Here is a 15,757-nt window from a genome sequence, read left to right on the forward strand (position 1 = left end):
ATTGCATATTCGCATATTATAAACAATACAATGCATGTTTGAAGCCATATTATTAGGTATTGGAGCAGGGATTATTTCGTCGTTTTTAACAGGTCCGGTATTCTTTGCAATGATAAAAACCAGTATAGAAAGAGGCTTTATGGCAGGGTTTTCTTTAGCTATTGGAGTTATAATTAGTGATATCATATTAATTGTTCTTGTACTTTTTGGAAGCCAGTTCTTCGACTACAAAGCAAGTTTTGATAAATACGTGGGCACCATAGGCGGGATATTTTTGCTCGCCGTCGGAATCTACTATCTGGTCTCTAAAATCAAAGTTCATTACGATAGTGCCACCCTTCAAAAAGTAAGTAAGAGGAGTTATGTATTAAAGGGATTTTTGATGTGCATACTTACCCCATCTACATTAATGTTTTGGATTATTGTAAGTGGCATTATTTCCGTTAAGCTAAACAACATGCTGAATGAGAAGCTGGTATGCTTTTTTATTGCCATGGCTACTCAGTTGAGTATAGACGCTACAAAAAGCTTTTATTCCAGCAAACTGCGCTATAAAATTAAAGAGGATGCGCTTAAAACGCTGAATAAAATTGCCGGAGTTATTATAATATTTTTCGCTTTCTGGCTGATCTATAAAACTTATATTCAATTTTACGCTTAGTACTTTAATTCCGCAGTAAGGGCACGAAGAATCGTCCTTGCGAAGCCAATTTTTCATTGGATGAAGTAATCTATCCAGTTTTTTGCGGGGATGTACCAAACGAATCGTCATGCTGACCTGTAGCGCGGCGGAAAGCTACGGAGTAAATTTAGTTCAGCATCTATTTAGATCCGATCCTGAATCAAGTTCAGCAAGACGATTCTCTAGCAAAATCGTCATTGCGAAGCCAATTTTTCATTGGATGAAGCAATCTATCCAGTTTTTCCGTGGGGTGCTTGTGATGCAGAAACAAAGCTTTAACGAATTTATCCGACATCAGTTCCAATCCTTGAGTTATTCACAAGTTGTTTATTTTTTATAGGTATTCATGAGCTCGCAGAAAAGCTCGGTTTTGCTTCTTTGTCAAGAAAAAAGAAGAAAGTTCTTCGGCGGCAGACCTGTACCGTAACCGAGGCAAGCCAAGAGGGCGAACGCTTTAACCCACCGTTTATGGAATGAGGTACTAAAAAAAATTCGGTGTTAACTGAAGGCAGTATACCAAAACGTAGGGATTCTTCGCTGCGCTCTAAATGACAATATCGCTATTACCACCCTACTCACTAGCCCAGGAAATAATGGAAAAAGGAACATTACGTTTCGATCACAAATTCCCTATAAATAAAATGGCCCATATTTTCATATGAGCCATCCAATATTATAGTTTAACCTTCGCTTAGTAAGCCCTTTGATTATTTCCTTCTTTCCAGTTCACAAAAGCTTTATTAACTACTTTGTTACCACCTGGTGTTGGATAGTTACCTGAGAAATACCAGTCGCCCTTGTTCTTCGGACAAGCCTCATGTAAGTTTTCTAAACTTTGATAAATCACTTCTACCTCCGCAACGGTACCTTTTGGCGTAATAATCTGTGCAATTTTCGCAGAGATTTCTTCCGGAGAAAAGGGTTTATAAATCTCTTTAACGTGATTTACAATCTCTTCTTTAGGCAATAATAATGAAGCTTTACATTTCGTGTAAACATCCTCAATTACCTGCCACATTCCCCTTTCAGTAAGTAATTGTATTGCTGCATCAAAGGCAACAAACTGCCCCATTCTGCTCATATCAATACCATAACAATCAGGGTAGCGAATTTGTGGTGCAGAAGAAACAATGATGATTTTCTTTGGATGTAAACGATCAACAATCTTAATGATACTTTGCTTTAAAGTTGTACCACGAACAATAGAATCATCAAGTGCCACTAAAGTATCCTGGTGATTATTGATGATACCATAAGTGGTATCATAAACGTGTGCTACCATTTCACTCCTGTCGGCATCCTGCGTAATAAATGTTCTTAATTTCACATCCTTTACAGCTAGTTTTTCAACTCTTGGGGCTAGCGACAACAGTTCCTCCAATTGCTCATCACTTAATGACTCTTTCTTGTGTAGTAGTATATCTTTTTGGTGCCTGCGAACATATTGTTGTACACCATCTACCATCCCAAAAAATGCAACTTCTGCCGTATTTGGGATGAAAGAGAATACTGTATTTTTCAAATCGTAATTAACGGCCTGAAGTATTTTTTCACTCAATAAACGACCTAACTGCTTACGTTCACGGTAGATTTCAACATCACTTCCTTTAGAGAAATAAATTCTTTCAAAAGAACAGGAAAGTCTTTCGGTAGGCTCACGGAATTGCTCCATACTTACTTCACCGTTCTTCTTGATAATTAGCGCATGCCCCGGATCAATTTCTTTTACATCTTTAAACTGAATATTAAATGCAGTTTGCAAAGCTGGTCTTTCTGATGCCGCTACCACGATTTCATCATCATAATAGTAGTAAGCCGGGCGAATTCCTGCCGGATCACGCATGATGAATGAATCACCGTTACCAACCATTCCGCAGATAGAGTAACCACCATCCCAGGTTTTAGCCGAGCGACGGAGGATATTTGCAATGTCTAAATGGTCTGAAATTTTGTGCGTGATGGCCACATTATCATGTCCTTCTTTTTTGTATTGATCAAAAAGCTCCTGATTTTCATCATCTAAGAAGTGACCGATTTTTTCCAACACGGTTACCGTATCAGCTTTTTCTTTCGGATGCTGCCCTAATTCATACAATTGCTCCAATAATTCATCAACATTTGTCATGTTGAAGTTACCGGCAATGACCAGGTTACGCGTCATCCAGTTGTTTTGCCTTAAAAAAGGGTGGCAATTTTCGATACTGTTTTTACCATGCGTACCATAACGCAAATGGCCCATTAACACTTCGCCGATAAAGCTTACGTTGTCTTTGAGCCACTCTGTATCCTGCATTAATTCAGGCGTATTTTCTTGAATATCAACAAATTTGTTTTGAACATATTCGAAGATATCTGCTACCGCATTCGAAGCCATGCTCCGGTATCGGCTAATGTACCTACTGCCTGGTTTCATATCCAGTTTAATGGTAGCTATACCTGCGCCATCCTGGCCCCGGTTATGCTGTTTTTCCATTAAAAGGTATAATTTGTTAAGGCCGTAAAGTGCTGTACCGTACTTTTGCTGGTAGTAAGAAAGTGGTTTTAACAGGCGAATAAAAGCGATTCCGCATTCGTGTTTTATCTGATCACTCATTGTGTGGGTTTGAAGCCGCAAAGTTATCTTTTTATATACTTACAACCTAAACAAAAGTGTTTTCTTTTGTCACGAAGAGGTTAATTTGAAATAGACTGAAAATGAAGTAATTGTAAAACTAAAAAGAAAAATTATCTAGAATCTTTCTAAATAATTTTGTTAGTTAGTGTATTTTTTACACATTTGCGCTCTTATTAAGATTTAGTCTAAATTGAAGAAACTATACACCTCCTTATTTTTCTTTTTGATTTGCTTTACTACAATGGCACAAATCAAGAATGTGGTTACCGGAAAAGTGGTCGACCCTCAAAACAAACCTTTAGAACTTGTAAACCTTAAAGTTGTAGAAACCAACCAATATGCTGTTACAGATAAAAATGGATTGTTCAGGATCAATGGATCGGAAACGAACAATATCCTAACTCTGGAATTTTCGTACATTGGTTTTCAAAAGTTAAGATTACCCATAACCATTAATGCCGGAGAAACCAATCTAGGCAATATTATTTTAAAGGTCTTGGATTTAAGTTTAGAAAACATTGAGATTAATGCAAAAAGGAATTACTCGGGTTCTACAAACTCTTCGTTAATTATTACGAGAGATTTAATAGAACAGACCCCTGCATTGAGTGTTAACGATTTGTTGAATCAAATTCCAAACCGTAAAATTACAGCTCCATCTTTACAAAGTGTCCAAAACATTAATTTAAGAGCAACTTATGAACCTACAACCAATGGTAAAGGTGCATTCGAATTGAATAATGCTTTTGGGGTGGCCATCATTATGGATGGAAATACTATCAGTAATAATGCAAACATGCAAAGTTATAATCCTGGGCGATCCCAAGGTGTTGGTGGCTCATTTATATCAGGATCTTACACCAGTTTACGTGGTGCAAATAGGCCATCACTAAATGGAAATGAACTAACCTCTTATTCCGGAGATTATACTTTCGGCGGCACCGATTTACGACAAATACCTGCTGATAATATTGAAAGTATTGAGGTAATTGCAGGTGTTGCGCCTGCTAAATATGGCGATTTAACAGATGGTGCTGTAATTATAGAACGCCAGGCAGGTAAAGCACCAGCTTATGTACGTATGCAGTTAAGAGATAATGCTACTAATTATGGTTTTTCTAAAGGTTTTGAATTGAGCCCGAAATTAGGTGCCCTGAATGTGGGCGTAAATTATGTTAATTCCTTTCAGGATAACCGTGATAAATTAAAAGCTTACCGCAGAGTTAACACCAATGCCATGTGGACCAATACTTACGGAAAAGCCAGGCAACTCAAAAATACTTTTAGTGTAGATTATGGCAGAAACCTGGATGGTATAAAACAAGATGCAGATGATCCTGTAAGTACAAAAACAAGGTTCGATAGCTGGAATGTAAGTGTGGCCAATAGAAGTAATTATCGCATGGAAAAAGGTTTCTTAAAAAATATTAGTTTAAATTTAAGGTATGCTGAAGGCCATCAGGTGAGTTATGAAGAGCAACTGGTTAACGAAGCTTATGTACTATACAGTACAGCCACTACCACTGGCATACATGAAGGAACTTACGATTCGGGTGTCTACACCGCAAAATCATTAATTGATGGCCGGCCAATAACCGCTTCGGCTTTACTTGATTTCACTGGTGGCTTTCGTACCGGCAATCTTATCCATAACCTTTCTTTTGGCACAAGTTTTAGTTATAGTGCCAATAAAGGCCTGGGCCAAACCATCAATCCAAATGAACCAAGATCAGGCACAAAAGTTGCAAATACTTCTTTAGGCTCATCAAGTTCTGAGCGTTATTATGATTTTAGTTTAGCACTGGCGCAAAAGGATTTAGGTTTTTATCTGGAGGACGTATTCACGACGAAAGTATTTGGAAAACCATTAAACGTTAGAGCCGGCATTCGTTCTGATATCCAGAACAGTTATGCTTCCTTATCGCCAAGAACGAATTTGAATTATGAGCTGAACAAGAATCTACGAATCGGTCTTGCCTATGGTTTATCCTATAAAGCGCCAGGTTTGGCACAACGTTCTCCAGGACCAACATTTTTCGAAATCCCCTTATTAAATGCCTATAACGGTAAGGTAAATGAAAGCACCTATCTGGTTTATGTAGAAAGATACGTACCTACAAATGAAGGACTGAAACCTTCCAGAAGCGAAAGTTTAGAATTATCTGCACAAATTAAAATCGATAAATTCAACTTATCACTATCCGCATTTAGTAAGAAATCAAGAGACGGAATTAATACTGTTCAAAGCCTGAAAAGCATTGAATTACCTGTCTATAGTGCTACATTAAACACCGGGGCTAAGCCAACTGTTGTACAAAACGGTACCAGACCATATCCAATAAACTACTCTGTTTTTAAGAATGATTTATCATCAGATAACCTGGGATTTGAAGTCATATTAAATACTCCTGAAGTTGAAGCAATCAAAACATCATTTAACATCAGTGGTGGTTTATTTAAAACTACTTATGGATCAATATCAAATACTTTAAGCAGTGACGTTCCTGCAACTATACCAACTGATCCAAATTACGCGTATATAGGAGTTTATGAACCCCTTAACAAAAAATCTTACTTCAGTAATAGTCGCGTTACAAGTGTAACACACATTCCTAAATTAAGTCTGGTGGTATCATTTATTGCCGAGTTCGATCTCCTGAATAAAAATGTTACCAATCCCAATGCTAAAATTCCAATTGGTTATTACAATAGGTTTAATCAATATACAGCAATTAAAGATTTCGACGTAAACAATACTTCTTACGGCCATTTACTGATATCTCCACAAGAGTTATCTGTAAATGATCTTCCACGTGTAATCGCAAATTATCACTTAAACATTGCTAAAGAGATCAAAAAACGTTTCAAGTTTGCCTTTAATGTTTACAATGTATTTAGTCATCAGCCTTATTACACCACATCGGCGGGCACTTACAAATACCCGAATAATGCACCAACATTCGGGGCAGAATTATCTATCAAATTATAGCATATGAAAAAATTATTAATCGCATTTACACTTGTCACTTTAACACTAAGTGCTTGCAAGAAATATCAGGGGGATACAACTGAAATTCATCCGGTAAAACTTTTAATTCAGACTTCGTATGCGTCCAATGATCTCGCTAAATTATTGCCAAAGGCGCAAGTGAAAATCACGTTAAAAAATAATAAGAACAATAATGAAAATATCTACTACACTAAGGCAGATGGAACTTTCTCATTAGATTCCATCTCTCCCGGAAATTACGATATATCGGCTTCAATAGAAATAAACCCAGCAGATTATACTAAGCTAACCGGCGAAATAGTAAATAAAAATATTGTTTTTAACGCATCAGAAAAAGCCAGAACAATTACTATTAAAGACAATCAAAGCATAAATCTTAAGTTACTATCAGGCCCAACAGGTCCGTGGGTAATTAAACAAATCTACTTTGCAGGCTCAAATGCTACTACAGGCGCATTATTCAGAGATCAGTTTATAGAAATATACAATAATTCTGATTCAGTTTTATATGCGGATAGCCTTTACATTGCAGAAGCATTAGGGATTCAAAATTTTACGTCTACAAATATTTACCGTCAGCCAAACAGTCAATACGACTGGAGCAAATCACAAGGAATGCCATCCAATATAGATGCCAATAACGACTATATTTACGCGAGAACACTCCTCATGATTCCTGGTAGTGGAAGGCAATATCCAGTGCAGCCAGGGAGCAGTATCATTCTGGCGCAAACTGCAATTAATCATAAGTCACCGTTTACAGGCGCTGATGGCAAAACTATTTCAGTAAGGGACCCGTCACTAACCATTGATTTAAGTGGTGCAGACTTCGAAGCCTATTATGCTCCCTTCTTACCTCGTCCACTAGCATCAGATATTGATAATCCATCAGTACCAAATGTTGATGTTTTATCCTATAACGGTACCGATTTGGTTCTTGAAACGAGTGGTAGAATGGGTTATGTTATATTTAAAAATAAAGGAACAGTAGATGTCAAAAATTTTCCGCGATATCCTTTTCCTACTGTAGCACCACCGAGCGCCAATACGGATAGATACTACCAGGTCCCGGTTTCATATATTATTGATGGCGTAGAATGCCAAACGAATGTAGCCAATTCAAGAGTGCCAAAAAAATTAGTTACGTCCTTAGATGCCCTTTACACTTCTGTACCAAATGGCATCTACTCTTCACAATCCGTAATCAGAAAAACGGAAAGTATTATAAACGGCCGAAGAATTTTAAAAGACACCAATAACTCGGCAGAAGATTTTGACTATTTACCGCTGGCTATTCCGAGAGGATTTAAATAATTATAATACCGTCAAAATACCGAACAAAAAATGAAGAATATCATTCTAAATATAATCCTTGCTTTAACTTTAGGTACTGTATCAGCTCAAACAACTGACACAATTAATACAAGTCTGAAAAACAAACTTTTTACTGTTGATTCAGCACAATTTAGTGCTTATAATTTTGCAAAATCAAGTCCCTTTTACATTAAGAAATTAATGCCAGCTAAATTTAATAATTTAATTGTTGGGCAAAATTTTGAAAAGGGCCATTTGATTAGAGCGCAGGAAGCTGATAAAGTAAACAGTACTTTTTTTAGTACAGAAGGAGTATCTCAATTAAAGTCAATAACTCTTTGGGGCCAGTTCTCTTATAACAGAACAGTAGAAGACAGTACATCATTTTCACATCAAACCAGAAATAATCTGGCTAATCCTTACTATTTTGGTTCAGTAAAAAATTTAAATTATCAGAGAACAGTATATAATTTGAAGGCTTTAGCAAACAGAAATTTTATTCAAAACAATCTTCCAATTGGTTTAGGTGTTGATTACAGAATTGGTAATCATTATTCAACGAACGATCCTCGGGGAGAAATCAGCGATTATCAATTAAATCTTATAGGTTCGATAGGATACAATTTAACTAAAGAATTTGCTGTTGGTATTGCCTATAGGTATGGCTATGGCCTTGAAAAAGTTAATGTAGGTTATAAAAACACCAGTCTTTCTCAAGGTAGAGTAATACCTGAGTTCACAAATTACTTAATAAACGGTTATGGGGAAGCTGAGGAATACAATGTAAAAAGGGATTATCAAAATAACCAAAGCAGAAACGGATTAGATGCCTACCTAACTTATGAGAATAATGATTTGGGAAATTTCAACTTCATTTTTCAAAATATAAAAGACAAGCAAAAATTTGATTACCGATCTGGTGCTGGCATTCTCGAATTCATTCAATTTAATTTAGTAAGTGAAAATTATCAGCTATTCTGGATAAAGAAAAATAGTTCAAATACCATAACTGCTCATTTAAATTATACTACTAATAACGGAGATAATTATTTGAATAATTATTTAGCGAATAGCTATTTATTTAAAAATAAAGCCCTTTCAGCAAAAGTGCTCTATACCTGGTTCAACAAAAAATTAACTCATAATTTAGGCTTTGGTTTAAAGAAATACGAAGAACGCAAAATAGATGGTGTTGCAGGTAATGATATCCGCTTTAACCAACTTAATTATTCCCTTAGCTATGGCATTAATCATCAGAATAAAAACAATCACAACTGGGGTCTAAACCTTACAGGGCTCTACAACCAATACCTTGATTCTGATTTCAGTGTACTTTTAGCTAATGAGGGTGTTTTTACCAGAAATGTGATCTATTACGATTACGCTTACAATACAACCTCAAAATTTGGGGCTAATCTGACAGGAGATTACAGTATTCCGATTTTTAAGCAAATACAAGCTGGAATTAAGGTTGGATTTAACTACTGGAGAAGAGATGACTTGAGAGAATTTGGGAGAACGATGACAAAAACACCCGGCAAAGATCGCTTTTCTTCTAATATCAGCCTAAACCTCTATTTTTAACCCATGAATAAAATTTTTGCCACCCTTTTTTTAATCCTCACAGGATTAATCTTATTTTCTTTTCAATCTGCTAACTTTAATGAAGACGATAATTTGAGCATAGACAGTTTACGCAAAGTATATTCAAAACCTACCAATCAGTGGCCAAAACCTACTATAGATAAAGGTGCTGTTTTTCAGGAATTAGGAGAACTGCCACCCTCGCCTATCGATTTAAAAAATGATTCAGTTAAGAAGGTCGTGGAGTTGGGTAAAATTTTATTTTTCGACCCTCGCTTATCAGGTTCGAATCAAATTTCATGTTCAAGCTGCCACGCACCAGATTTACACTGGGCAGATGGCCGCCAGGTTTCTGTGGGTCACGACCATTTAAATAATATTAGAAATGCCCCATCATTAGAAAATGTGTGGTTTTACAAACGCCTTTTCTGGGATGGCAGAGCAAATAGCTTAGAAGAACAGGCAGGTAGCCCTGTTGCAGCGCACAATGAAATGCACCAGGACATTAAGACCTTGCCAAAAAAACTGTCTAAAATAAAAGGTTATCAGCCTTTATTTAAAGATGCCTTCGGATCAAAAGAGGTGACTAACAAAAGAATTTTCGAAAGTTTGGCCACTTTTCAGCGCAGTATTGTAAGCAGGAGAACACCATTTGATAGATTCCTCGCAAAAGACAAAAAAGCACTTACAGATCAACAATTAATGGGTTTACATTTATTTCGTACTAAAGCCCGTTGCATCAACTGCCATAATGGACCATTGTTTACTGATAATGAATTTCACAACGATGGCTTAACCTATTATGGACGTAAGTACGAAGATTTAGGTTTATATAATGTAACCAAAAAACCAGAAGACGTGGGCAAATTCAAAACACCAGGTTTAAGAAATGTAATGAAAACTGCCCCATGGTTTCACAATGGCTTATTCCCTAATATGGATGGTGTAATGAATATGTACAATATAGGTATGCCTATTCAACGGGTAAAGCCAGAACAGGTAAATGATCCGCTCTTACCTAAAAATGATAAATTGTTAAAAGGATTAATGCTAAGTAACGCTGAAAAAGATGCGGTAGTTTCATTCTTAGATGCACTAACAGCTCCTTCGATTTTAATCAGGGTAGAGAAATTACCTCAATAAATTTATCATAAATTAGAGCTTCGCAGTCCACCCCACCTCTATCCCATACAAAGCCCATACCTAAGGCATGTTAATGGCATTTAAAGGCATATCTTATGCTTGCATAATAACCTTTTTACATACTACTGGATTCTACGTCCTCACCAAAGAAAATGGAAGCATGTTCATCAAATGCTATAGCATCGCCACTAGTATAAAAATACTTTTTTCCATTTTTAGCAAGTTTTTCTTCCAATTCCGAATGCCTTTCCAAATAATTAACCAAACTATTGGCAACAATTTCGCCTTGTGTCAAAATTTTAATATAATCAGGCAATGCATTTTTAAGTTTAGGTAATAATAGCGGATAATGTGTACAGGCCAATAAAACACAATCAATATCTTCGGATTGTTGCATCAAACTGCTGCAATACTCATTGATAAAAAAGTCAGCACCACTTTGCAAATGTTCATTGTTTTCAATCAATGGAACCCACATCGGACAGCTTTGCTGATAAACCTTAATCTCAGGGAAAAATTTACTGATCTCTAAAAAATAGGATTGAGAATTAACCGTACCTCTTGTTCCCATTATCCCTACCGATTTGGTACTTGTATAATCATTAATTACCTCTGCTGTGGGCCTTATTACCCCAAGCACCCGCCTATCAGGATACTTAGCAGGAAGATCTATCTGCTGGATGGTCCTGAGCGCTTTTGCCGATGCCGTATTACAGGCCAGGATAACCAAATGGCATCCTTTTGCAAAAAGCCATTCTACGCATTCTAAAGTATATCTATAAATGGTCTCAAAAGAATGATCGCCATAGGGCGAACGGGCATTATCACCTAAATAAATATAATTGTAATCGGGCAATTTATCGGCAATAGAACGAAAAACTGTTAAACCACCGTAACCTGAATCGAAAATACCTATTGGCGAAGCCTGCATTGTGTTGGAAGTTGAAATGTTAGAAAGTTGTAAAGTTAGTTGAAAATTGGAATGTTACTGTTAGTTATCATGATGTAAACTTGAAATGTTTAGTGCCATTATATAAAAACTTCCAACAAGAAAGTCGTCATTTCCAGCGGAGTGCAACGTAATCGAGAACCCAAAGGCTCTGCGATGCAAAATCTATCAAGTAAAGATCTCTCCATTTCGCTGCGCTTCAGTCGAAATGACGACAGTCTAAATAAGTCCTTAATTGGTAAATCCTTTAAAACCAAAAAAGCGGAACTAAGTTAAACTTAATTCCGCCTTATCTTGAACTGGTTAGGAGACTTACGACTCCGAACTCACGACTATTTCTTAGGTGCAGGTGCTTTAGTAGCAGTTGCTGAAATACCTAATTTAGTTTTAACTGAAGCAGTGATATCATCACCACCTTCCCAGAAAACCAGGTTATTACCACCTTGACCGTTTGCAATGTCAAAAACATAAGCTAAACCTTTTTCTTTAGCTACAGCAGAAATTGCAGTGGCAACTTTAGCCTGAATTGGTTGGAATAACTCACCTTGTTTAGCACCAATATCTTGTGAAGCTTTTGTGCGGGCATCAGTGATACGTTTCTCTAGATCCTGTAATTCTTGACCAACAGTTTGTAATTGTTTGCCTACAGCTTCTTTGTTAGCTTCGCTTATCGTTTTCTCTAAACTTTGGGCACTTGTCATTTTAGTCTGATATTCTTTGATCATTGCATCAATATCAGCCTGTTTTTGTTTTCCTAATGTTTCTAAAGTAGTTTGAGCCGTTTTAGCTTCAGGAAGGTTTGCGAAAACTTCTTCTGAATTAATGTGACCCAATTTTTGTTGCGCACTTGCCATATTCGCTGTAAACACTAATCCTGCTGCTACAAAGAATACGTTAATTAACTTTCTCATCTTTCTATTTTACTTTTTTATTTTTTCTAATTGTTTTCGAAATTCAACGGGCGAATATACTAATTATTTGCAGTTCCTGGTTTGTAACCTAACTTAACAACAACATCATTACTAAGATCGTAACTGCTGCTTGCATAAATCATCATGGTTGCTTCACTGCTTTTATCAAAGATAAAATCAAGGTATTTTGCTTTGGCAATTTGTTTAATGGCATCAGCAACTTTATCCTGAATAGGCTTAATTAATTTCGCTCTGCTTTGAAAAAGATCTCCATCAGGCCCAAATTTCTGACGTTGAAATTCTTTAGCCTGTTTTTCTTTTTCAATAATTTCATTTTCTCTACGCTTGCGCATATCATCGGTTAATAAAACCTGATCAGCCTGATAGGCTTTATACATTCTGTCAATTTCAGAAAAGTTCTGATCAACTTGTTGTTGCCATTGTTTTGAAGCTACCTCTAGCTGGCTCAATGCAGATTTATATTCTGGCATTTGCTTCAAAATGTATTCTGTATCAACATAAGCAAACTTCTGTGCAAAGGCACCAAAAGATGCGCAAAGTAAGAATGCGATTAAAAAATATTTTTTCATTGTGTGTGTAAATTTGTATTCAAAGGTAATGAAGCTATTATGATTTCAAAAGCGATTAAGCTTTTATATATACAACCATTATGGTTTCATTTTTCTGTTAATGATTTTATCTAATTAGCGATGTGATGTAAATTATAGTAGACTTGTTTATATGAAAACATAATCTTCACAAAGATACTATCAAATAGTTAAAGCCAAAGCAAACTTAAGCATTTAACTTTTTTTAACAATTGGAGTTCATTCAATTGTTGTCCACTTAAAAATTATAAAAAAAGGGGACGTTTATTAAACATCCCCTTGATCTCATAAAAATCTATATTTTAAAATCCACCCAATTGCTGCGCAATACTGAAAGTAAAGTTTTGTTTACCACCATCGCTAACACCAGGTATGGTATCAAATGCATGACCATAATCTATACCAAGTAAACCAAATATTGGCAAGAAAATTCTGGCACCAATACCTGCAGATCTTCTGATATTGAATGGATTAAAATCACCAAACCTATCCCAGGTGTTACCGCCCTCTGCAAAAGCCAGAACGAATGCTGTAGCCTGCTGACTTGAGATTACCGGATAACGAACTTCTAGTACATATTTGGTGTAAATTGGACTACCAGATGTTTGTGCCGTAGTAGGATTAGAGCCATTTGGTATAACTGCATTGTTTGCATAACCACGCATAGCGATGATTTCTGAACCCTGTAAGAAATCAAATCCCTGCATACCATCACCACCCAATTTGAAACGCTCAAATGCAGATTGACCAACAGCTTTACTGTACTGACCTAAGAAACCAAATTGTGCCTGTGCTTTAACCACTAAGTTTCCAGCTACACGTTGGTACCATTGCGAATCAAATTTCCATTTATGGTACTCAGTAAAGCGATATTTATCCTTATCAGATGCCGTTGCATAATTCACTTTGTTAAACAATGAATATGGTGGCGTTGCCTGAATGGTAAATCGAAGGAAAGATCCCGATTTAGGGAAGATAGGTGAATCTCTTGAATCACGGCTAATCTCCTGCGATAGGTTAAAGTTATATGATGTACCAGTAGAGAATTTAAATCCACTGTAATTATTTAAAATATACTGTTGGAAACTTACCGCATGGCTTAATTGAAAATAGTTATCAGGCCAGTTTAATCTTCTACCCAAACTCACAGTAACACCATTTAAACGAATTTTCTGAAATGCCGCATTGTCTGAGCTATATCCATTAGATTGCAGTGAAGTAAATGCACTTACACCAAAACTTACCGGTTTCTCACCGCCGAACCAAGGTTGAGAGAAAGAGAAACTATATGATTGGTAATACTTACCGTTCGTTTGTCCACGTAAGCTTAATTTCTGTCCATCTCCTTTTGGAAGAGGTTTATAAGCTTTAAGGTTAAAAAGGTTACGTAATGAAAAGTTATTGAAGGTTAGCCCCAAGGTACCAATGATCCGGCCACCACCAAAACCACCAGATAATTCAATCTGATCTGAAGGTTTTTCTTCAACAGCATACTCAATATCAACGGTACCATCTGCCGGGTTAGGGCGAGGTGTAGGAACTGTTTTAGATTCGTCAAAGTTACCCAACTGTCCAATCTCACGAATAGTACGGATTAAATCACTCTTATTAAATTTCTGCCCAGGTTTGGTACGAATCTCACGTAATACTACCTTATCATTGGTAATGGTGTTACCTTTCAATGTAATCCTGTTGTTTACATATTGAGGACCTTCATACATGCGCATTTCTACATCTACCGTATCACCGTAAATTTTCGTTTGAACAGGATCGATATTGAAAGTCAGGTAACCATTATCGGTATACATACTGTTAATATCTCCACCGTTTTCTCCACCACCATTCAACTTTTTGTTTAATCTTTCTTCACTGAATACATCACCTTTTTCAATCGTTAGTACTTTGCTTAAAATACTGTCAGGATAAATGGCGTTACCCGCCCAGGTGATATTTCCGAAGTAATATTTTTTCCCTTCGTAAAGGTCCATCTTAATATTGACCTTCTTTTTATTGTGTTGATAAATGCTGTCTTTTAAAAGGGTCGCATCACGGTATCCCTTTTCCTGCATTTTACCAATCATTTTTAATTTATTCTCTTCATATTTCTCTTTAGAGAATTTTCCCGAACCCCAGAAACGCCACCATGCAAATTGCTTAGGGCTTTTTAAATATTTTCTAAGTTTGGCAGCTTTAAAATCTTTGTTTCCGGTAAAGTCTATGTGCTGAACCTTAACACGGCTTCCTTTATTGATGTAAGCTTCTAAGACAACACTGTTTTCGGCATTAGGATCTTTACGGGTTTTATAATCAATGGCCGTAAAGAAATAACCCTTATCCAACATATATTTTTTTATAATGCCCGAAGTGGTATTATATAAATTATCATTAACGATTTTGCCAGTTTTATCATTCAACTTTTCCTGAATGGCTGTTCTTTGTGATTTGCTGATTCCCTTTAAATCAATAGAACTTAAGCGGGGACGCTCTACTACTTCGATTTCGAAATAAACAGAATCCTGAACAAATTTTTCAATATTAATCTTCACATCATCAAACAATCCTTGTGCCCAAAGCGTTTTAATTGCATCTGATGTTGCTTCACCTGGAAGAACAACTTTATCGCCCTTGGTTAATTTAGACAAAGTGATTAAAACATCCTTATCCAGATACTGCGTACCGGATACGGTTGTACCGCCGATAATGTATTCTTTCGGACTAAAATAATCGAGATCTAAGCCTCCAACTTTTAAAGATGGGGTTACCGGCGTCTGACCTTGTGGACGTATTTGAGCAAAGGCCGGAGCGGCTAAAACGAGTAGGATTAAAACTTGAAATATTCTTTTCATTAAAGTAATTTGTTCAGTAATGGCCACGAAGGTTTTGGTTTTTAAAGCAAAAATTACTTTATCCAGTTTCCCTTTTAATGGTTACATTTATCGTAT

10 protein-coding genes are annotated in these 15,757 nt (G+C 36.4%); 5 read left to right on the forward strand and 5 right to left on the reverse strand.

The genetic code is table 11. The features are described 5' to 3' along the window. Positions 1-34: 34 nt before the first annotated feature. Complete coding sequence (locus AN34_RS18495) at positions 35-661, forward strand: LysE family translocator (RefSeq protein WP_029287926.1); 627 nt, start codon at positions 35-37, stop codon at positions 659-661. 712 nt (positions 662-1,373) lie between these two features. On the opposite strand, the gene AN34_RS18500 is transcribed toward AN34_RS18495, so the two are convergent. Continuing rightward, positions 1,374-3,275: a class II glutamine amidotransferase gene (locus tag AN34_RS18500; RefSeq protein ID WP_029287929.1), complete on the reverse strand. Its 1,902-nt coding sequence runs from the start codon at positions 3,273-3,275 to the stop codon at positions 1,374-1,376. A 262-nt stretch (positions 3,276-3,537) separates the two neighbouring features. Between AN34_RS18500 and AN34_RS18505 the strand changes: the two genes are divergently transcribed. Genes AN34_RS18505 through AN34_RS18520 form a run of 4 tightly spaced genes read left to right on the forward strand, consistent with a single transcriptional unit; the run spans position 3,538 to position 10,347 of the window. Then, complete coding sequence (locus AN34_RS18505; protein WP_029287931.1) at positions 3,538-6,285, forward strand: TonB-dependent receptor domain-containing protein; 2,748 nt, start codon at positions 3,538-3,540, stop codon at positions 6,283-6,285. A 3-nt stretch (positions 6,286-6,288) separates the two neighbouring features. After that, the gene (locus AN34_RS18510) at positions 6,289-7,620 is read left to right on the forward strand and encodes a DUF4876 domain-containing protein (RefSeq protein ID WP_051666716.1); all 1,332 of its coding nucleotides are present in this window, start codon (positions 6,289-6,291) and stop codon (positions 7,618-7,620) included. Positions 7,621-7,650: 30 nt separating this feature from the next. Then, positions 7,651-9,204: a DUF6850 family outer membrane beta-barrel protein gene (locus AN34_RS18515; protein WP_029287936.1), complete on the forward strand. Its 1,554-nt coding sequence runs from the start codon at positions 7,651-7,653 to the stop codon at positions 9,202-9,204. Positions 9,205-9,207: 3 nt separating this feature from the next. After that, entirely contained in the window at positions 9,208-10,347 is a 1,140-nt protein-coding gene (locus AN34_RS18520; protein ID WP_029287938.1) for a cytochrome-c peroxidase, read from the forward strand. Positions 10,348-10,462: 115 nt separating this feature from the next. Here the strand turns inward: AN34_RS18520 and murI are convergent, their stop codons facing one another. The 4 genes from murI to bamA form a co-directional block, all read right to left on the reverse strand. Then, entirely contained in the window at positions 10,463-11,278 is an 816-nt protein-coding gene (gene murI, locus AN34_RS18525; protein ID WP_029287940.1) for a glutamate racemase, read from the reverse strand. Between the two features lie 350 nt (positions 11,279-11,628). Beyond that, on the reverse strand, positions 11,629-12,207 hold the full coding sequence (locus AN34_RS18530) for an OmpH family outer membrane protein (protein WP_029287942.1): 579 nt from the start codon (positions 12,205-12,207) through the stop codon (positions 11,629-11,631). Between the two features lie 59 nt (positions 12,208-12,266). Next, a complete protein-coding gene (locus tag AN34_RS18535; RefSeq protein WP_029287944.1) occupies positions 12,267-12,797 on the reverse strand; it encodes an OmpH family outer membrane protein in 531 nt (176 codons plus the stop codon). Between the two features lie 320 nt (positions 12,798-13,117). Further along, complete coding sequence (gene bamA, locus AN34_RS18540; protein WP_029287947.1) at positions 13,118-15,661, reverse strand: outer membrane protein assembly factor BamA; 2,544 nt, start codon at positions 15,659-15,661, stop codon at positions 13,118-13,120. Positions 15,662-15,757 lie beyond the last annotated feature (96 nt).

Origin of the sequence: Pedobacter sp. R20-19, assembly GCF_000708265.2 — a bacterium.
In the GTDB taxonomy this organism is placed as follows: Bacteria; Bacteroidota; Bacteroidia; order Sphingobacteriales; family Sphingobacteriaceae; genus Pedobacter.

Coding starts and splice junctions, on each gene's coding strand:
- murI (WP_029287940.1), bottom strand. CDS start 11,278: ATGCAGGCTTCGCCAATAGGTATTTTCGATTCAGGTTACGGTGGTTTA.
- AN34_RS18520 (WP_029287938.1), top strand. CDS start 9,208: ATGAATAAAATTTTTGCCACCCTTTTTTTAATCCTCACAGGATTAATC.
- bamA (WP_029287947.1), bottom strand. CDS start 15,661: ATGAAAAGAATATTTCAAGTTTTAATCCTACTCGTTTTAGCCGCTCCG.
- AN34_RS18515 (WP_029287936.1), top strand. CDS start 7,651: ATGAAGAATATCATTCTAAATATAATCCTTGCTTTAACTTTAGGTACT.
- AN34_RS18500 (WP_029287929.1), bottom strand. CDS start 3,275: ATGAGTGATCAGATAAAACACGAATGCGGAATCGCTTTTATTCGCCTG.
- AN34_RS18510 (WP_051666716.1), top strand. CDS start 6,289: ATGAAAAAATTATTAATCGCATTTACACTTGTCACTTTAACACTAAGT.
- AN34_RS18505 (WP_029287931.1), top strand. CDS start 3,538: ATGGCACAAATCAAGAATGTGGTTACCGGAAAAGTGGTCGACCCTCAA.
- AN34_RS18530 (WP_029287942.1), bottom strand. CDS start 12,207: ATGAGAAAGTTAATTAACGTATTCTTTGTAGCAGCAGGATTAGTGTTT.
- AN34_RS18495 (WP_029287926.1), top strand. CDS start 35: ATGTTTGAAGCCATATTATTAGGTATTGGAGCAGGGATTATTTCGTCG.
- AN34_RS18535 (WP_029287944.1), bottom strand. CDS start 12,797: ATGAAAAAATATTTTTTAATCGCATTCTTACTTTGCGCATCTTTTGGT.